The sequence below is a fragment of the Piscinibacter sp. XHJ-5 genome (assembly GCF_029855045.1).
Taxonomy (GTDB): domain Bacteria; phylum Pseudomonadota; class Gammaproteobacteria; order Burkholderiales; family Burkholderiaceae_C; genus Albitalea.
Genome location: NZ_CP123228.1, coordinates 3,046,568 through 3,063,171, shown reverse-complemented (window position 1 = coordinate 3,063,171; position 16,604 = coordinate 3,046,568). Strand labels below are relative to the sequence as shown.

Sequence of the window (16,604 nt, the reverse complement as noted above, 5' to 3'; positions counted from 1 at the left end):
TGCGCCGCTCAGGCCGTGGCGGGCTCGGCCTTCGGCTTGTCGCTCTTGCGCGCGGGCTGGATGTCGAGCACCGGCTTTTCGTCTTCGCCGAGGTCGACCGTGAGACGTCCGCCGTCGACCAATCGGCCAAACAGCAGCTCGTCTGCCAGCGCACGACGAATGGTGTCCTGGATCAGGCGTTGCATCGGACGCGCACCCATCAGCGGATCGAATCCCTTCTTCGCGAGGTACTTGCGCAGCGCATCGGTGAAGGTCACCTCGACCTTCTTTTCGGCGAGCTGGCTCTCGAGCTGCAGCAGGAACTTGTCGACGACTCGCAGGATGATCTCCTCGTCGAGCGCGCGGAAGCTCACCACCGCATCGAGGCGATTCCGGAACTCGGGCGTGAACAGGCGCTTGATGTCAGCCATCTCGTCGCCCTGCTCGCGCGCGTTCGTGAAGCCGATCGTCGCCTTGTTCATCGTCTCGGCGCCAGCGTTGGTCGTCATCACGATGATCACGTTGCGGAAGTCGGCCTTGCGCCCGTTGTTGTCGGTCAGCGTGCCGTGGTCCATGACCTGCAGAAGGACGTTGAAGACGTCCGGGTGCGCCTTCTCGATTTCGTCGAGCAGCAGCACCGCGTGCGGCTTCTTGGTGATCGCTTCGGTGAGCAGACCCCCCTGGTCGAAACCGACGTAACCCGGAGGCGCGCCGATGAGGCGGCTGACCGCATGACGCTCCATGTACTCGGACATGTCGAAGCGGATCAGCTCGATGCCCAGGATGTACGCAAGTTGGCGCGCCACCTCCGTCTTGCCCACGCCGGTGGGCCCCGAGAACAGGAACGAGCCGATCGGCTTGTCCGGCTTGCCGAGGCCGGACCGGGCCATCTTGATGGCCGAGGCCAAGGCCTCGATGGCCGGCTCTTGGCCGAAGACGACGCTGTTGAGATCCCGGTCCAGGCTCTTGAGCTTCGACCGATCATCGCTCGACACCGATGCCGGCGGGATGCGCGCGATCTTGGCGACGATCTCTTCGACCTCGCTGCGGGTGATGGTCTTCTTCTGCTTGTTCTTCGGCAGGATGCGTTGGGCGGCGCCCGCTTCATCGATCACGTCGATCGCCTTGTCGGGCAGATGCCGGTCATTGATGAACTTGGCAGACAGCTCGGCCGCCGCTTGCAGCGCGTTGAGTGCGTACTTGACGCTGTGGTGCTCCTCGAAGCGCGACTTCAGGCCCTTCAGGATCTCCACGGTCTGCTCGACAGACGGCTCAACCACGTCGATCTTCTGGAAGCGCCGCGACAGCGCCGCGTCCTTCTCGAAGATGCCGCGGTACTCGCTGAACGTCGTCGCGCCGATGCACTTCATGGTGCCCTGGCTCAGCGCCGGCTTCAGCAGGTTGCTTGCGTCGAGCGTGCCGCCCGAAGCTGCACCGGCGCCGATCAACGTGTGGATCTCGTCGATGAACAGAATCGAGTTCGGCTGGTCCTTCAGGTGCTTCAGCACACCCTTCAGGCGCTGCTCGAAATCGCCGCGGTACTTGGTGCCGGCGAGCAACGCGCCCATGTCGAGTGCATACACGGTTGCACTGGCGAGAACCTCGGGCACGTCGCCCTGGGTGATGCGCCACGCCAGGCCCTCGGCAATGGCGGTCTTGCCGACGCCGGCTTCCCCGACCAGCAGCGGGTTGTTCTTGCGCCGGCGGCAGAGGATCTGGATGACACGCTCGACCTCGAGTTCGCGGCCGATCAGCGGATCGATCTTGCCTTCGCGCGCAAGTTGGTTGAGGTTCTGCGTGAATTGATCGAGCGGCGAGCCCTTGCCTTCGCCCTCTTCCTTCTCGCTTTCGGCACCGGCGCCGTCTTGCGACTTGGCAGGCTCGGGCGGGTCGGACTTCTTGATGCCGTGCGCGATGAAGTTCACGACATCAAGCCGGGTCACACCCTGCTGGTGCAGGTAGTACACCGCGTGGGAGTCCTTCTCGCCAAAGATGGCCACCAGCACGTTCGCGCCGGTCACCTCTTTCTTGCCGCTGCCGGTGGACTGTACGTGCATGATCGCGCGCTGGATCACGCGCTGGAAGCCAAGCGTAGGCTGCGTGTCCACCTCGTCCGATCCGCCGACGGTCGGGGTGTTCTCCTTGATGAACTGCAGCAAGCTCTTGCGTAGATCATCGATGTTGGCCGAGCAGGCGCGAAGCACCTCAGCCGCGGACGGGTTGTCGAGCAGCGCCATGAGCAGGTGCTCGACAGTGATGAATTCGTGTCGCTGCTGGCGCGCCTCGACAAACGCCATGTGCAAGCTGACTTCTAGCTCTTGCGCAATCATGCGGCCTCCATAATGCATTGCAACGGGTGGCCACCGCGCCGTGCGGCGGCCAGCACCAGCTCAACCTTGGTGGCGGCGACATCCTTTGAATAGACGCCGCACACACCCCGACCCTCATGATGAATCTTCAGCATGATCTGGGTCGCGGTTTCGAGGTCGCGTTTGAAGTACTCCTGCAGAACCATCACGACGAACTCCATCGGCGTGTAGTCGTCGTTGAGCATGACCACCTGGTACATGGGTGGCGGGAGCGTTTTCGCCGGCTGCCGCTCGACAACGACGGCCCCTTGCCCGTCGTCGGGCTTGGGCATCCCCCGAGGCGGGAGAGCGGGTGGAGATGGCGGCTCCGCTGGCATGGATTCATTCTATCGAGTTGACGGTCTGCGGTTGCTAGGTTGGCATATTGAGGCCCAGGGGACAAACCGCAAGGCCGGAAATGCATCACGAGCGTCGCGCTATTCGAGTTCGAGGGATGTCGACGCCCGCTTTCGAGTACGTCGACACCCCCCGTGTTCCGCCCGTGCCGGCTGTCCAGCGGCGTATTGACAGGGCTTGGCGGGCCCGCCCAGAATGCGCGCTGAAAACAACAGGAGGTGGGGTATGGCCCTCGGGACAGTCAAGTGGTTCAACGACGCCAAAGGCTTCGGCTTCATTGAACCAGAGGGGGGTGGCGAAGACGTCTTCGCGCATTTCTCGGCCATTCAGATGGACGGATTTCGAACCCTGAAGCAAGGCGGCAAGGTCACCTACGACCTCGTGCAAGGCCCCAAGGGTCAGCTGGCCCAGAACATCTGCCCGGTCGACGGCTCCGGCGCCGCGCGCCCCGTCAAGCAGGTGTCGGCAGCCGGCGCGCAGGCGGTCGCTGGCTGAGCGTTCGCCTCGGCGAACCGGATCCGCGATCAAAAAGCCCGCCATTCGGCGGGCTTTTTGCGCTGGCGGCGCGGCACCCGGCCGCGCCGGCGTCACATGTGGTCGATCATCACCTGACCGAAGCCAGAGCATGACACCTGAGTGGCGCCGTCCATCAGCCGGGCGAAGTCGTAGGTCACCTTCTTCGACAGGATCGCCTTTTCCATGGAGGAAATGACGAGATCGGCGGCCTGGGTCCAGCCCATGTGCCGCAACATCATTTCGGCCGAGAGGATCTCCGAGCCCGGATTCACGTAGTCCTTGCCGGCGTACTTCGGCGCCGTGCCGTGAGTCGCCTCGAACATCGCGACAGAGTCGGACAGATTGGCCCCCGGCGCGATGCCGATGCCGCCCACCTGTGCCGCGAGCGCGTCGGAGACATAGTCGCCGTTGAGGTTGAGAGTCGCGATCACGGAGTACTCGGCGGGGCGCAGCAGGATCTGCTGGAGGAAGGCGTCGGCGATCGAGTCCTTGACAACGATGTCCTTGCCGGTCTTCGGATTCCTGAACTTGACCCACGGGCCGCCGTCAATGGGCTCCGCGCCGAACTCGGTCTGCGCCAGGGCGTAGCCCCAGTCGCGAAAACCGCCTTCGGTGAACTTCATGATGTTGCCCTTGTGGACCAGCGTCACCGACGGTTTGTCGTTGTCGATCGCGTACTGGATGGCCTTGCGCACCAGGCGCTCGGTGCCCTCCTTGGAGACAGGCTTGACGCCGATCGCCGAAGTGCCCGGGAAGCGGATCTTCTTGACCCCGAACTCGTCTTGCAGGATCTTGATGAGCTTCTTGGCCTTGTCGCTCTGCGCCTCGAATTCGATGCCGGCGTAGATGTCCTCCGAGTTCTCGCGGAAGATCACCATGTTCGTCTTGTGCGGCTCCTTCACCGGCGAAGGCACACCGTCGAAGTACTGGATGGGTCGCAGGCAGACATACAGGTCGAGCTCCTGGCGCAGCGCCACGTTCAGCGAGCGGATGCCCCCGCCCACCGGCGTGGTCAGCGGCCCTTTGATCGAGACAACGTACTCCTTCAGCACCTGCAGCGTCTCTTCGGGCAGCCACACATCGGGACCGTAGACCTTGGTCGACTTCTCGCCGGCGTAGACCTCCATCCAGTGGATCTTCTTCTTGCCGCCGTACGACTTCTCGACCGCCGCATCGACCACCTTGATCATGACCGGCGTGATGTCGAAGCCGGTGCCGTCACCCTCGATGTACGGAATGATCGGCTGGTCCGGAACGCTGAGCGAGAAGTCGGCGTTGACGGTGATCTTCTGCCCGCCTTGGGGCACCTTGATGTGCTGGTACATGTGGGGGGAGCTCCGCGGAGGATGTCCGCAATGGTCGGATGACGGTCGGGAAGCGCTGTGCCGGGCTATCGGTACTCAGCCTGAGATTCTATGCCACTCGACTTGTCAACCGAGTCTTCGGACGGCCCGTTGTGGTGCCGTCTCCCGATGAAGGGGGGCGGTTCAAACTTTCGAAAGGTAAACACATGAACAAGCTTCTGGCCGCACTGATCGCCACGTTCTTCGCCGCTGGCGCCTTCGCCGCTGACGCCGCCAAGCCGGCTGCTTCGGCCGCCGCTGCAAAGACGGAGGCCAAGGCCGCCGCCACCGAGAAGAAGGCCGAGAAGGCTGAAGAAGCCAAGCCGGCTGCTTCGGCTGCCAAGGCTGCCAAGAAGGCCAAGAAGGAAGCCAAGGCCGAAGAAAAGAAGGCCTGATCAGGCTTGTCTCTTCGACGTCAGAGCCACCGCGGCAACGCGCTGGCCGCGTCCCGAACGCCCGGCTCGTCCGGGCGTTTTTGCGTCCGTGTCACGGCGCTCGATAATTCGGGTTCACCCTGAAACGCCCATGAACATCAACGCCCTCCGCACTTTCGTCGCCGCGCCCGCGCTCGCTGTGTCCCTCGCGTGTCTTGCGCAGACCGGTCCGCAGAAGCTGCCATCGATACGACTCAATGCCGGCATCCACAACATCCAGGCCGAGGTAGCGCGCACGCCGCAACAGCGGGAGATCGGGCTGATGTTCCGCGAGTCGATGGGCCCCAACGAAGGCATGCTGTTCGCGTTCGACGAGCCTGCGACACAGTGCTTCTGGATGAGAAACACCTTCGTCCCCCTGGCAGTGGCGTTCGTCGCGGACGACGGCACCATCGTGAATACCGACGAGATGAAACCGCAGACGCTGGATTCGCACTGTTCGGCCCAGCCCGTGCGCTTCGTGCTGGAGATGAACAAGGACTGGTTCACCAAGCGCGGCATCAAGGCCGGCTTCAAGCTGAAGGGGGAGCCCTTCCGCCCCTGAAGCGAAAGAGCCGGTCGCTGGGACCGGCTCTTTCGCTTTCGCCAGACGGCAATCAGGCGAAGTTCTTTTCGGCGAAGTCCCAGTTCACCAGCGAGCTGAGGAATGTCTCGACGAACTTCGGGCGCAGGTTGCGGTAGTCGATGTAGTACGCGTGCTCCCACACGTCGATCGTGAGCAGCGCCTTGTCACCGGTGGTGAGCGGCGTGCCGGCTGCTCCCATGTTGACGATATCGACCGAGCCGTCCGACTTCTTCACCAGCCAGGTCCAGCCGCTTCCGAAGTTGCCGACCGCGCTCTTCGTGAACGCCTCCTTGAAAGCGGCGTAGCTGCCCCACTTCGCATTGATCGCCGCAGCCAGCGCGCCCTTCGGCTCGCCGCCGCCCTGCGGCTTCAGGCAGCTCCAGAAGAAGGTGTGGTTCCAGACCTGGGCGGCGTTGTTGTAGATCCCGCCGGAGGACTTCTTGACGATCTCCTCCAGGCCCATGCTTTCGAACTCGGTCCCCTTCTGCAGGTTGTTCAGGTTCACGACATACGCGTTGTGGTGCTTGTCGTGGTGGTATTCGAGCGTCTCCCGGCTCATGTGCGGCGCGAGCGCGTCGTGTGGATACGGCAGCGGCGGCAGGGTGTGTTCCATGATCGTCCTTTCGGGGTTTCGTTGTCGGGATGGAGCAAGCCAGGGATGCGGATTGTAGGCAGATGGCAATGCCACGTCGGGGGCAGATGCATGGGCCCGCACGAGAGACGCGCGTCAGTTGTCGTTGTCAGGCGGCGTCGGCGCGAGACCCGTCACCTGCACGTTGGCAGACCCGTCGGCGAGCACCGCAGCGAGAGCCTGGCCGACCCGCAACCGGACGACCGACTGGACCGGCTCGCCGTTCGTGTCCGCCAGCCATGCGTACCCGCGCCGCAGCACCTGTTTGGGATCCAGGGCATGCAGGCGCACCCCGAGCGACGCGACACGCTGCCGGTGAAAGTCGATGGTCGCCGGCATGGCCCGTTGCCACCGGGCTGCGTGCTGATCGAGCCGAGCGGCATGCACCGACGTCGTACGATGGACCGTCGTCGACAGCCGCTGCTGCAACATCGCCAGCGCACCGGCTTGGCGGTGCAGCATGAGCGCAGGACGGGCCAACCGCAACGAGGCCGCATCGAGCCGCTGCGAATGCGCATCCACGAGCTGCTCGACGCGACGCCGCATGCGCCCACCCAGTGAGCGCAAGGCCGCCTGATCGTCCGCGAGCGCGGAGGTGGCCAGCTCGGCGGCGGCGGTCGGCGTGGGTGCGCGCAGGTCGGCCGCGAAGTCGCACAGCGTCACGTCGGTCTCGTGTCCCACGCCGCAGACGACAGGAATGCGTGAAGCCACGACGGCCCGCACGACACGCTCGTCGTTGAACGCCCAGAGGTCCTCCAGCGAACCGCCGCCACGGCACAGGATCAGCGTGTCCACCTCGCTGCGTCGCGTTGCCACAGCGAGAGCGCGCACCAACGCGTCCGGTGCGTCCGAGCCCTGAACGGGACATGGGTACACGATCACCTCGACGTGGGGTGCGCGACGGGCAAGCGAGCTGAGCACATCGTGAAGCGCAGCGGCCGCCAGCGAGGTGACGACGCCGACGCGACGCGGATGGCGCGGCAGCTCGCGCTTGCCGGCCGGATCGAAGAGTCCTTCGGCCTCGAGCTTGGCCTTCAGCCGCAGGAATTGCTCGAACAGCGCGCCAGCGCCGGCTCGCTGCATCGACTCGACGACGAATTGAAGTTCCCCGCGCGGCTCGTACAGGGCCATGCGGCCGCGAAGCTCGACGAGATGACCATCCGCGGGCGTGAAATCGAGCATGCCCGCAGCGCGCCGAAACATCGCACACCGGATCAGGGCGGACTCGCCGTCGGAGTCCTTCAGGCAGAAGTAGCAATGACCGCTGGGGGCACGCGAAAAGGCAGACAACTCGCCACGCACGGTGCACACCGAGAAGCGGTTGGCGAGCGCATCGGAGACCGCGCGGACGAGACCAGCGACCGTCCAGACCAGCCGCTGCGGTCCCCTGAAAACCGGCTCAACCACGTGCAACGCAAGCAGCGGCGCGCGGCCAGAACTCCACAACCGCGCCAATCAAGGGCTGGCGGGCCATCAAGCCCGTCACAGGGCTTTCACATTCACGCAAGTGCTTGATTTTCAAGGAGTTCTTCCTGCTTAACTTTTGAGCAAAACGTTGCCGGCCCAGCATTTTCGTGGCTCCGCGCGGAGCGCAGCCGGGTTGCCCACAAAGTTATCCACATGAGCAGTGGATTGTCCGAGCGCTGTTGTCGTTTCGGCGACAGTGGGTATGCAAGGAGCATCGCCGCAACGCCCGCCGGGGCCATAATCGCGCGTCCCAAAAACCGCTCGCCGCCGAAAGGACCGGATTGTTTTCGATCATACAAGCCGCTGGCTGGCCCATCTGGCCGCTGCTCCTGTGCTCCATCGCCGCCATGGCGCTGGTCATCGAACGATTCACCAGCCTGCGCGGGCCGAAGGTGGCCCCGCCGACTCTCGTGGATGAAGTGATCTCGGTGACGCGGTCGAGCCTGCCCAGCGCCGATGTGGTCAACAAGCTGGAGCGCAACTCGGTGCTTGGCGGCGTGCTGGCGCGGGGCCTGCGCGCGGTGATCGCCGAACCGCGCATCACCGAAGAGGCGCTGCGAGAAGCCTTCGAGGCGGCCGGGCGGGCCGCCGTGCACCGCCTCGAGCGGTATTTGAACACTCTGGGCACCATCGCCTCGGCCGCGCCTCTGCTGGGCTTGCTCGGCACCGTGATCGGCATGATCGAAATCTTTGGATCTCAGGCGCCGACCGGCGGCAACAACCCCGTGCTTCTGGCGCACGGCATCTCCGTGGCGCTCTACAACACGGCGTTCGGGCTGATCATCGCGATCCCGTCGCTGATGTTCTACCGGTACTTCCGCGGCCTGGTCGACGCCTACACGCTCGAGCTCGAGCAGGCTGCTCATCGCATGGTGCCGCACCTCATGCGCTTCGCCGTGCCGCGCGCAACGGCCGCCTGACACCCGCGTCGCGATGAACTTTCGCAAGCCCCGCCCGGAAGAACCGGAGATCAACCTGATCCCGTTCATCGACGTGCTGCTGGTGATCCTCATCTTTCTGATGCTGTCGACCACGTATTCCAAGTTCACCGAGCTGCAGATCACGCTGCCGACGGCCGACGCCGAGAAGGCGCGCGACCGACCGCGCGAGATCATCGTCTCGGTCTCGGCGGACGGGCGCTTTGCGGTCAACCGCAAGACCATCGACGGGCGCAGCGTCGAAGTGCTGACCTCGGAACTGTCGGCCGCAGCCACCGGCATCGAGGATCCGATCGTCATCGTGTCGGCGGACGCCACCGCTGCCCATCAGTCCGTCGTCAATGTCATGGACGCGGCGCGCCGCGCGGGCCTCGCCAAGCTCACCTTCGCTGCACAAACCCCGCAAGGCGGCGATCGCTGACCCGGCGCGATGGCGCGGGCGTCGGCATCTCAACGGCTGCAGCAGGCCTGGCTGTCGCGCGGGCCGTTGGCGTGCTCGCTGCTGCCGCTGGCGGCTGCCTACGGCGCGCTGGTGCTGCTGCGAAAGGGGCTGATGCGCCTCGGAGTCCTGCGGCCGCAGACATTGGCGGTGCCGGTCATCGTCGTCGGCAACCTGATTGCCGGTGGAGCGGGAAAGACGCCTGCCGTGATGGCCGTGGTCGCAATGCTCCTGCGACGCGGCCGTCGGCCGGGCATCGTGTCGCGGGGACACGGTCGCTCTGGTGACGCCGTCCTCGAGGTCCTCCCCAACACCCCCGCCGCGCGCAGCGGCGACGAGCCGCGGCTGCTGCGCATGCGGGCGGGCGTGCCGGTCGTGGTAGGACGCGACCGCGTGGAGGCGGCTCGCGCATTGCTTCGCGTCCATCCAGACGTCGACGTGATCGTGAGCGACGACGGCTTGCAGCATCGCCGCCTGCCGCGATCGGCGCAGGTGCTGGTGTTCGACGAGCGCGGCGCCGGCAACGGCTGGCTGCTGCCGGCGGGGCCGCTGCGCGAGCCCATGCCTGCGCAGGTTTCGCCGGGCACCCTTGTGCTTTACAACGCAGCCGCGCCCTCCACTGCGCTGCCCGGGCACTTGGCGCGGCGCTCGTTGCCGGGCCTCGTGCCGCTGCGCGAGTGGTGGAACGGCGCACCACCGTCGATGCAGGCGCTGCGCGCACTTGTCGGGAAACCCGTCGTGGCCTGCGCCGGCATCGCCCACCCGGCCCGGTTCTTCGACATGCTGAGCGGGCACGGGCTGTCGACGTCCGCGCTGCCGCTGCCGGACCATCACGACTTTGCCGAGGTGCCCTGGCCCCCCGGCACATCGGATGTCATCGTCACCGAAAAGGACGCGGTCAAGCTGGACACGGGCCGGATCGGGGCCACGCGGGTGTGGGTGGCCCCGCTAGACTTCGAGACCGGCGACGCATTCGAAGCCGAGCTGCTGCGGCTGCTGCCGCCCGCCTCCACAAGGAAGCCTGATGGATACCCGATTGCTTGAATTGCTGGTGTGCCCGATCTGCAAGGGTCCGCTCGAGTACCAGCGGCCTCCGCAGCACGAAAAGGCCGAGCTCCTGTGCGTGGCGGACCGCCTGGCCTTCCCGGTCCGCGACGGCATTCCCGTGATGCTCGAGAGCGAGGGGCGCTCGCTGGACGACAACGCAGCGGTGGAATCGCCGAAGTGAAGTTCACCGTTCTGATCCCCGCGCGGCTGGCCTCGACGCGCCTGCCGCGCAAGCCGCTGGCTGACATCGGCGGCGCTCCCATGGTGGTGCGGGTCGCGCAGCGGGCCATGCAATCGGGCGCACAGCGCGTCGTCGTGGCCACCGACAACCGCGAGATCGTGTGCGCCTGCGAGGCGCACGGTGTGGCTGCCTTGCTGACCCGGGATGACCATCCCACCGGCAGCGACCGCCTGGCCGAAGCGTGCACGCTACTGGGTCTGTCGGACCGCGACATCGTCGTCAACGTGCAGGGCGACGAGCCGCTGGTCGATCCGGGGCTCATCGACGCATGCGCCGAGCTGCTCGCGATGCACCCCGACTGCGTGATGAGCACGCCCGCGCATCCCATCGACGATGCGGCGGAGCTTCTCAACCCGAACGTCGTCAAGGTGGTCTGCGATGCGGCCGGGCGGGCACTGTACTTCTCGCGTGCGCCGATTCCATGGTGGCGCGACGGCTACGCACCGGCCGTGGACACGGTCAGCACGCCGCCGCCGCTTCGGCACATCGGCCTGTATGCCTATCAGGTCGAATTCCTCAAGCGCTTCCCGCGCCTGAGCGTCAGCCCGCTCGAGAAGGTGGAATCGCTGGAGCAGCTTCGCGTCTTGTGGCATGGCCAGCGCATCGCGGTCCACATCACGCACACACGACCCGGCCCGGGCGTCGATACCCTGGAGGATCTTGATCGCGTGCGTGCGGTGTGGGCCGGTGCTGTGCCCCCGTGACGCGTCAGCTTCGCGCAGGGGCTGCGTGATATTCTGGGCCGAAAGCGTGGACCCGGACTCTCGAAGGCCACGCACGAGACACCATCACGAGGACGATCGATGAGACTGATTCTGTTGGGCGCGCCCGGCGCCGGCAAGGGCACCCAAGCGGCTTTCATCTGCCAGAAGTACGGCATTCCGCAGATTTCCACCGGCGACATGCTCCGTGCCGCGGTCAAGGCCGGCACGCCGCTCGGCATCGCCGCGAAGAAGGTCATGGACAGCGGCGCGCTGGTCAGCGACGACATCATCATCGGCCTGGTGAAGGAACGCATCGCGCAGCGGGACTGCACCAACGGCTTTCTGTTCGACGGCTTTCCGCGCACGATCCCGCAGGCCGAAGCCATGCGCAACGCCGGCGTCAGGCTCGACTACGTCCTCGAGATCGACGTGCCCGACGAAGCCATCATCGAGCGCATGAGCGGTCGGCGTTCGCACGTCGCATCGGGACGCACCTACCACGTCAAGTTCAATCCGCCCAAGGTCCCTGGCCGCGACGACCTCACCGGCGAGGAGTTGGTCCAGCGCGAAGACGACAAGGAAGAGACCGTGCGCAAGCGTCTTGCCGTGTACCAGAGCCAGACGCGTCCGCTGGTGGCCTACTACTCCGAATGGGCAGCCAGCGGCGATGCCGATGCGCCCAAGTACCGCAAGATCAGCGGCACGGGCAGCGTCGACGAAATCACCTCCAGAGCCTTGGCCGCGCTGAGCTGAGGCGCTCATGCGCCCGCCCCAATGCCGCTCGCCGAGCGGCATTTTTTCCGGCGACAATTGACGTATACGTCAATAACGGAGCACATCCACATGGACATCGCAGGCAAGGTCTTCATCGTCACCGGCGGGGCTTCGGGTCTCGGAGAAGGAACAGCGCGCATGCTGGCCGCCCATGGCGGGAAGGTCGTCATCGCCGACCTGCAATCCGACAAGGGCGAAGCGCTTGCCGCCGAGCTGGGCGCCTGCGCCGCGTTCGTCAAGTGCGACGTCAGCCAGGAAGCCGACGGCCAAGCGGCTGTCGCCCGGGCAACGTCGATGGGCAAGCTGATGGGCCTGGTCAACTGCGCGGGCATCGCACCCGCCGCCAAGACCGTCGGCAAAGACGGCGCGCATCCGCTTGCCCTGTTCAGCAGAGTGGTGACGGTCAATCTCATCGGCAGCTTCAACATGATCCGTCTCGCGGCCGAAGCGATGGCGAAGAACGAACCGGAGCCCACCGGCGAGCGTGGCGTGTTGATCTCCACCGCCAGCGTCGCAGCCTACGACGGCCAGATCGGGCAGGCCGCGTACTCGGCCTCCAAAGGCGGCGTCGTCGGCATGACCTTGCCGATCGCCCGCGACCTGGCACGCAACGGCATTCGCAACATGACCATCGCGCCCGGCATCTTCGGCACGCCGATGCTCTTCCAGATGCCCCAGGAGGTGCAGGACGCTCTCGCCGCCGGCGTGCCGTTCCCGAGCCGGCTGGGCACGCCAGCCGACTACGCCAAGCTGGTCCACCAGATCGTCACCAACGAGATGCTGAACGGTGAGGTGATCCGCCTCGACGGCGCCATTCGCCTCGCTCCGAAGTGACGTCCCCGGCACGGTGCATGACAAAGGGCCAGCGTTCGCTGGCCCTTGTTCGTTGAAGCGAAGGATCGCTACTTCCGCTTGGCGTACAGCGCCCACAGGCGCGCCAGGTCGGCGGTGCCGTCGTTGCCGGCCACGCTCTTGAGCGTGGCCTGCACCTTGCCGTTGTCGCCGGCCATGATCTGCGCGATCGCGTAGTGCAGCTTGGCGTCCTCGGCGCGCTTGAGGTTGCCCTTGGCCAGCCCCTGCTGCATCAGCTGCAGCCCCTTCTGCTTGTCGCCCTGGAACACCAGGTTCATCCCCGCGTTGACCAGCGCCGTGCCGTCCTTGGCCTCCTGCGCCTCGGCGATGCTCGTGGCCTGGTTCTTCTTGTCCTCGTCCAGCCGCTTGGCCACCAGCTCGCGCAGCCGCTTGTGCCGCTCGGCTTCCGCGCCCTGCCCCAGAACGTTGGTGGCAAAGCCCTTGTCCAGCACCTGCTTGGCCTCGGCCGGGAACCCCGCCTGCACCGCCAGCTGCGCCATCTCCATGTAGTCGCTGGCCTTGGTCAAGGTCTCCGTCGCCAGCGCCAGCCGGTACGTGTCCAGCGCGAGCCGGTCGCTGAAGTTGGGCTTGCGCTGCAGCCGCCCCAGCAGGTCGACCCAGTAGTCCTTCTTCGGGTAGTACGTCACCAGCCGCTCCAGCGCCCACACGTAGCCGCTGGTGTCGTTGAGCTTGAGCGTGGCGTTGACCAGCAGCTTGAGCCGGTCCTCGCCCGGCGGGTTGCCCGCCTTCTCCGCGTGCTGGATCTCGGTGGTCAGCTCCTTGGCCGCCCCGGCGAAGTCGCCCGCCAGGTACTGGCTCTGGATCAGCAGCGTGCGGATCGCCGGACTGGTGCCGCCTTCCTTGAAGTAGCGCTGGCCCCACTGCATCGCCTTGGCGTAGTTCTGCGCCCGGTAGTAGCCCCCCGCCAGGCTCTCGATCATGCGCAGCCGCTCGGCCGCGCTGACCTGCCCGCTGATGGCCTCGAACGACTTGGCCGCCGTCTCCACGTCGCCCGCGCCGCTGGCCGCGGCAATGCGCATGCGCTCGATCAGCGAGTTCTCCGCCGCCGTCTTGCCGCCCACCGCATCGGCCTCGCGCACCTTGGCCAGCGCCTCCTTGTACTTCTGCGCGCGGATCAGCTCCTGCGCGGCCTGCAGCGGCTTGCCGACCTCCGGGCGCACCGCGCCTTGCGCCTGCGCGCCCAGCGCCGCCGCGCTCAGCAGCGCCGCGCCCAGCACCTTCATCACCACAACGTGTCGCATCTGGTATGTGTCCGCTTCTACTTCACGAACTGCTCGTTGCCCACCATCCCGAGCTTGGTCACGCCCAGGCGCTGCGCGCTGGCCAGCACCGTGGCCACCGACTTGTACTCCACCAGCTTGTTCGGCCGGATGTGCACCTCCGGCTGATCCGCAACAGCGGCCGCCTGCGCCAGCTTGGCTTCCAGTGCCGCGCGGTCGGCCAGCGCTTCGCCGTTCCACAGCACCGTGCCGTCGAAGTCGATGTCGATGGTCACCACCACCGGCTCGGCCGTCGGCGGCGGCGGATTGCCCGCGGGCATGTTCAGGTTCACCGAGTGCAGCTGGATCGGGATCGTGATGATCAGCATGATCAGCAGCACCAGCATCACGTCGATCAGCGGCGTCGTGTTGATGTCCACCATCACGTCGGGCTCGCCCCCGCCGGTGTTCAGTGTCATGGCCATGGTTTTTCTCTCTCGTCGGTCTTGCTGGAGCCCCCTCGTGGAGGGGGCTGGGGGAGCGGTGCGTTCGGCGGTGCAACCGCCACCGAAGGGCTCAGCCCTTCGGCGGCGGTTCGGTGACGAAGCTGATCTTCTGGATCGCCGCGCGCTGGCAGGCGAACACCACCCGCCCGATGCTCTCGTAGCGCGTCTTCTCGTCGCCGCGAATGTGCACCTCCGGCTGCGGATTCATCGTCGCGATCTTCTTCAGCCGCTGGAACAACGCCTCGTTGTCCGCCACCAGCTGCGCGTTCCAGAACACATCGCCGTCCTTGTTCACCGAGATCTCGATGTTCTCCGGCTTGGTCTGCCGCGCAATGTTGCTTTCCTTGGGCAGGTTCAGCGCCACCGTCTGCGTCACCACCGGGATCGTGATCAGAAAGATGATCAGCAGCACCAGCATCACGTCCACCAGCGGCGTCGTGTTGATGGTCGAGACGACTTCGTCTTCGCCGCCGTCGGGGCTTCCGACGTTCATGGCCATGGCCGTACTCCTTGGCTATTGCAAACGAAGTCGTTTCAACGCGTGGCGCGGGCGCCCATCAGCACGCCGTGCAGGTCGGCCGCGAAGCTGCGCACCGCTTCCATCGTCACCTTGTTGCGCCGCACCAGCCAGTTGTAGCCCAGCACCGCGGGCACCGCCACGGCCAGACCGATCGCCGTCATGATCAGCGCCTCGCCCACCGGGCCGGCCACCTTGTCGATCGACGCCTGCCCCGCGATGCCGATGGCCGTCAGCGCGTGATAGATGCCCCACACCGTGCCGAACAGCCCCACGAACGGCGCCGTCGAGCCCACCGTGGCCAGGAACGCCAGCCCGTCCTGCAGCCGCGACTGCACATCGTCCACGCTGCGCTGCACGCTCATCGTCACCCAGCTGTTGCGGTCGATGTGCTCGGTCAGCGCGCCTTCGTGGTGGTCGTTGGCCTGGATGCCGCTCTCGGCAATGAAGCGGAACGCGCTGCCTTCCTTGAGCGTCTTGGCCGCATCACCCAGGCTCGCATGCTTGAAAAAGCCCCGGCGCGCCGCCTTCGCCTCGCTGGCGATCTTCAGGCTCTCGTACAGCTTGGTGATCAGGATGTACCAGCTGCCCATCGACATGATCACCAGGATGATCAGCGTGCCCTTGGCCACGAAGTCGCCTTGCGCCCACAGCGCGCTCAGACCGTACGGGTTGTCGATCGTCTCCTTGGTCGTCGATGCCGCCAGCGGCGCCGGCGCAGCGGGCGCCGGCGCAGTGGCAGCGGCATCGGATGCGGCCGGGGTGGCCGGCGTGGTCTGGGCGATGGCCGGAACGGTGGTCAAGGCGGCGACGCCGAAGGCGATCTGCACGAGCAAGGAGGCTGCGATGTTGCGAAGGGACATGGTTCTTCCGATCTCTGGAAATGGAACGAGTTGAGGCGGGCCACGGGTAAGCAGCCCAGATCAAGAGAGGGCTTGCCTATTCGAGCTTGTAGCCGAAGGGCACCTGCACGAGCACGTCGCGGCCTTGGCCTTGACACTTGTATTCGCCGACGATGCGAATGCTGTTGCGGGCGAAGATGGGATGCGTGGCGCGCAAGGCCTTGATGTCCTTGACCTCGCCGTTGGCTCCCAGCGTGAACTGGATCACCGCCTCGCCCTTCTCGATGCCCTGCCGCGCCGCTTCACGCGGGAAGCCGGCATCTCCCATCACGGTCGTGTAGTTCGAGCACACCACCGCCGCCGACACGACAGCAGGCGCCGGCGGCGCGGGCGGTGCGGCGACGACCGGCGGAGCCACCGGTGCGATCGCCACCGGCGCCGGAGGCGGCGTCGGGGTCACGGCGGTGATGGTGGGTTGCGGCGGGGGCGGCGTCTGGATCTGCACTTCCGGCGGCGGGATGAACGGCGGCGGCGGCGCTTCGAGACGCGGCGGCGGCGGCACCACCACTTCGGGCGGCGGCGGCGGCTTCTTGATCTCTTCGATGACCTTGGTCTCGATGGGCGCTCGCACCACCTCGACCACTTTCTTCGCCAGGCCGGTCACGAGGGCGTAGACGATGAACGCGTGGAACGCAATGACAAACGTGATCCCGACGAGATGCCTTCGGGGGTCCGCTTGTCGCTGAGAAAAGTTCATATCTGGGATCTCCAGAAAAACAAGAGGCGCAGCAAGTACGCGACTTACCTGTGCGCAGATGGACTTGTGGCCAGAAGGCCGAGGCCCACGGTAAGGCCGGCCTTCGCGCGGAAACGCGGATTCTAAG

The 16,604-nt window shown here is 65.9% G+C and carries 20 protein-coding genes; 10 read left to right on the top strand and 10 right to left on the bottom strand.

Annotated features, from left to right (window positions below; translation table 11 throughout):
- Positions 1–8 precede the first annotated feature (8 nt).
- Entirely contained in the window at positions 9–2,309 is a 2,301-nt protein-coding gene (gene clpA, locus P7V53_RS14450; RefSeq protein WP_280156169.1) for an ATP-dependent Clp protease ATP-binding subunit ClpA, read from the bottom strand.
- Entirely contained in the window at positions 2,306–2,665 is a 360-nt protein-coding gene (gene clpS / locus P7V53_RS14445) for an ATP-dependent Clp protease adapter ClpS (protein WP_280156168.1), read from the bottom strand. Before clpS ends, clpA begins: the two co-directional genes overlap by 4 nt.
- 244 nt (positions 2,666–2,909) lie before the next feature.
- Here clpS and P7V53_RS14440 point away from each other — a divergent pair, with 244 nt between their 5' ends.
- A complete protein-coding gene (locus tag P7V53_RS14440; protein ID WP_280156167.1) occupies positions 2,910–3,179 on the top strand; it encodes a cold shock domain-containing protein in 270 nt (89 codons plus the stop codon).
- A 92-nt stretch (positions 3,180–3,271) separates the two neighbouring features.
- Here the strand turns inward: P7V53_RS14440 and icd are convergent, their stop codons facing one another.
- The gene (icd, locus tag P7V53_RS14435) at positions 3,272–4,525 is read right to left on the bottom strand and encodes an NADP-dependent isocitrate dehydrogenase (RefSeq protein ID WP_280156166.1); all 1,254 of its coding nucleotides are present in this window, start codon (positions 4,523–4,525) and stop codon (positions 3,272–3,274) included.
- 38 nt (positions 4,526–4,563) lie between these two features.
- Between icd and P7V53_RS14430 the strand changes: the two genes are divergently transcribed.
- The gene (locus tag P7V53_RS14430) at positions 4,564–4,938 is read left to right on the top strand and encodes a hypothetical protein (RefSeq protein ID WP_280156165.1); all 375 of its coding nucleotides are present in this window, start codon (positions 4,564–4,566) and stop codon (positions 4,936–4,938) included.
- Positions 4,939–5,068: 130 nt separating this feature from the next.
- Positions 5,069–5,521, top strand: coding sequence for a DUF192 domain-containing protein (locus tag P7V53_RS14425; protein ID WP_280156164.1), 453 nt, complete (start codon positions 5,069–5,071; stop codon positions 5,519–5,521).
- A gap of 52 nt (positions 5,522–5,573) precedes the next feature.
- Here the strand turns inward: P7V53_RS14425 and P7V53_RS14420 are convergent, their stop codons facing one another.
- Entirely contained in the window at positions 5,574–6,155 is a 582-nt protein-coding gene (locus P7V53_RS14420) for a Fe-Mn family superoxide dismutase (protein ID WP_280156163.1), read from the bottom strand.
- Positions 6,156–6,269: 114 nt separating this feature from the next.
- Positions 6,270–7,580 carry an exodeoxyribonuclease VII large subunit gene (gene xseA, locus P7V53_RS14415; protein WP_280156162.1) on the bottom strand — a complete coding sequence of 437 codons (1,311 nt, stop codon included), beginning with the start codon at positions 7,578–7,580 and terminating at the stop codon, positions 6,270–6,272.
- A 341-nt stretch (positions 7,581–7,921) separates the two neighbouring features.
- Here xseA and P7V53_RS14410 point away from each other — a divergent pair, with 341 nt between their 5' ends.
- From P7V53_RS14410 to P7V53_RS14380, 7 genes are all read left to right on the top strand, one after another.
- On the top strand, positions 7,922–8,560 hold the full coding sequence (locus tag P7V53_RS14410) for a MotA/TolQ/ExbB proton channel family protein (RefSeq protein WP_280156513.1): 639 nt from the start codon (positions 7,922–7,924) through the stop codon (positions 8,558–8,560).
- Between the two features lie 13 nt (positions 8,561–8,573).
- On the top strand, positions 8,574–8,999 hold the full coding sequence (locus tag P7V53_RS14405; protein WP_280156161.1) for a biopolymer transporter ExbD: 426 nt from the start codon (positions 8,574–8,576) through the stop codon (positions 8,997–8,999).
- 9 nt (positions 9,000–9,008) lie between these two features.
- Complete coding sequence (gene lpxK / locus P7V53_RS14400; protein ID WP_280156160.1) at positions 9,009–10,061, top strand: tetraacyldisaccharide 4'-kinase; 1,053 nt, start codon at positions 9,009–9,011, stop codon at positions 10,059–10,061.
- Complete coding sequence (locus tag P7V53_RS14395) at positions 10,042–10,245, top strand: Trm112 family protein (protein WP_280156159.1); 204 nt, start codon at positions 10,042–10,044, stop codon at positions 10,243–10,245. The genes lpxK and P7V53_RS14395 overlap by 20 nt, the downstream gene beginning before the upstream one ends.
- A complete protein-coding gene (kdsB, locus tag P7V53_RS14390; protein ID WP_280156158.1) occupies positions 10,242–11,009 on the top strand; it encodes a 3-deoxy-manno-octulosonate cytidylyltransferase in 768 nt (255 codons plus the stop codon). The genes P7V53_RS14395 and kdsB overlap by 4 nt, the downstream gene beginning before the upstream one ends.
- A 99-nt stretch (positions 11,010–11,108) precedes the next feature.
- Positions 11,109–11,762, top strand: coding sequence for an adenylate kinase (adk, locus tag P7V53_RS14385; protein ID WP_280156157.1), 654 nt, complete (start codon positions 11,109–11,111; stop codon positions 11,760–11,762).
- Positions 11,763–11,852: 90 nt separating this feature from the next.
- A complete protein-coding gene (locus tag P7V53_RS14380) occupies positions 11,853–12,617 on the top strand; it encodes a 3-hydroxyacyl-CoA dehydrogenase (RefSeq protein ID WP_280156512.1) in 765 nt (254 codons plus the stop codon).
- A gap of 68 nt (positions 12,618–12,685) precedes the next feature.
- On the opposite strand, the gene P7V53_RS14375 is transcribed toward P7V53_RS14380, so the two are convergent.
- The 5 genes from P7V53_RS14375 to P7V53_RS14355 form a co-directional block, all read right to left on the bottom strand.
- Positions 12,686–13,897 carry a hypothetical protein gene (locus tag P7V53_RS14375; protein WP_280156156.1) on the bottom strand — a complete coding sequence of 404 codons (1,212 nt, stop codon included), beginning with the start codon at positions 13,895–13,897 and terminating at the stop codon, positions 12,686–12,688.
- Between the two features lie 17 nt (positions 13,898–13,914).
- Positions 13,915–14,340 (bottom strand): biopolymer transporter ExbD, encoded by a 426-nt coding sequence (locus P7V53_RS14370; RefSeq protein WP_280153818.1) that lies wholly within the window; start codon positions 14,338–14,340, stop codon positions 13,915–13,917.
- A 91-nt stretch (positions 14,341–14,431) separates the two neighbouring features.
- On the bottom strand, positions 14,432–14,860 hold the full coding sequence (locus P7V53_RS14365; protein ID WP_280153817.1) for a biopolymer transporter ExbD: 429 nt from the start codon (positions 14,858–14,860) through the stop codon (positions 14,432–14,434).
- Positions 14,861–14,895: 35 nt separating this feature from the next.
- The gene (locus tag P7V53_RS14360; protein ID WP_280156155.1) at positions 14,896–15,741 is read right to left on the bottom strand and encodes a MotA/TolQ/ExbB proton channel family protein; all 846 of its coding nucleotides are present in this window, start codon (positions 15,739–15,741) and stop codon (positions 14,896–14,898) included.
- Positions 15,742–15,817: 76 nt separating this feature from the next.
- Positions 15,818–16,477 carry an energy transducer TonB gene (locus P7V53_RS14355; protein ID WP_280156154.1) on the bottom strand — a complete coding sequence of 220 codons (660 nt, stop codon included), beginning with the start codon at positions 16,475–16,477 and terminating at the stop codon, positions 15,818–15,820.
- Between the last annotated feature and the right edge of the window lie 127 nt (positions 16,478–16,604).

Bases quoted from the DNA above. Each gene is read 5' to 3' on its own strand.
- clpA (WP_280156169.1), bottom strand. From the start codon at position 2,309: ATGATTGCGCAAGAGCTAGAAGTCAGCTTGCACATGGCGTTTGTCGAG.
- clpS (WP_280156168.1), bottom strand. From the start codon at position 2,665: ATGCCAGCGGAGCCGCCATCTCCACCCGCTCTCCCGCCTCGGGGGATG.
- P7V53_RS14440 (WP_280156167.1), top strand. From the start codon at position 2,910: ATGGCCCTCGGGACAGTCAAGTGGTTCAACGACGCCAAAGGCTTCGGC.
- icd (WP_280156166.1), bottom strand. From the start codon at position 4,525: ATGTACCAGCACATCAAGGTGCCCCAAGGCGGGCAGAAGATCACCGTC.
- P7V53_RS14430 (WP_280156165.1), top strand. From the start codon at position 4,564: ATGACGGTCGGGAAGCGCTGTGCCGGGCTATCGGTACTCAGCCTGAGA.
- P7V53_RS14425 (WP_280156164.1), top strand. From the start codon at position 5,069: ATGAACATCAACGCCCTCCGCACTTTCGTCGCCGCGCCCGCGCTCGCT.
- P7V53_RS14420 (WP_280156163.1), bottom strand. From the start codon at position 6,155: ATGGAACACACCCTGCCGCCGCTGCCGTATCCACACGACGCGCTCGCG.
- P7V53_RS14405 (WP_280156161.1), top strand. From the start codon at position 8,574: ATGAACTTTCGCAAGCCCCGCCCGGAAGAACCGGAGATCAACCTGATC.
- lpxK (WP_280156160.1), top strand. From the start codon at position 9,009: ATGGCGCGGGCGTCGGCATCTCAACGGCTGCAGCAGGCCTGGCTGTCG.
- P7V53_RS14395 (WP_280156159.1), top strand. From the start codon at position 10,042: ATGGATACCCGATTGCTTGAATTGCTGGTGTGCCCGATCTGCAAGGGT.
- adk (WP_280156157.1), top strand. From the start codon at position 11,109: ATGAGACTGATTCTGTTGGGCGCGCCCGGCGCCGGCAAGGGCACCCAA.
- P7V53_RS14380 (WP_280156512.1), top strand. From the start codon at position 11,853: ATGGACATCGCAGGCAAGGTCTTCATCGTCACCGGCGGGGCTTCGGGT.
- P7V53_RS14375 (WP_280156156.1), bottom strand. From the start codon at position 13,897: ATGCGACACGTTGTGGTGATGAAGGTGCTGGGCGCGGCGCTGCTGAGC.
- P7V53_RS14370 (WP_280153818.1), bottom strand. From the start codon at position 14,340: ATGGCCATGACACTGAACACCGGCGGGGGCGAGCCCGACGTGATGGTG.
- P7V53_RS14365 (WP_280153817.1), bottom strand. From the start codon at position 14,860: ATGGCCATGAACGTCGGAAGCCCCGACGGCGGCGAAGACGAAGTCGTC.
- P7V53_RS14360 (WP_280156155.1), bottom strand. From the start codon at position 15,741: ATGTCCCTTCGCAACATCGCAGCCTCCTTGCTCGTGCAGATCGCCTTC.
- P7V53_RS14355 (WP_280156154.1), bottom strand. From the start codon at position 16,477: ATGAACTTTTCTCAGCGACAAGCGGACCCCCGAAGGCATCTCGTCGGG.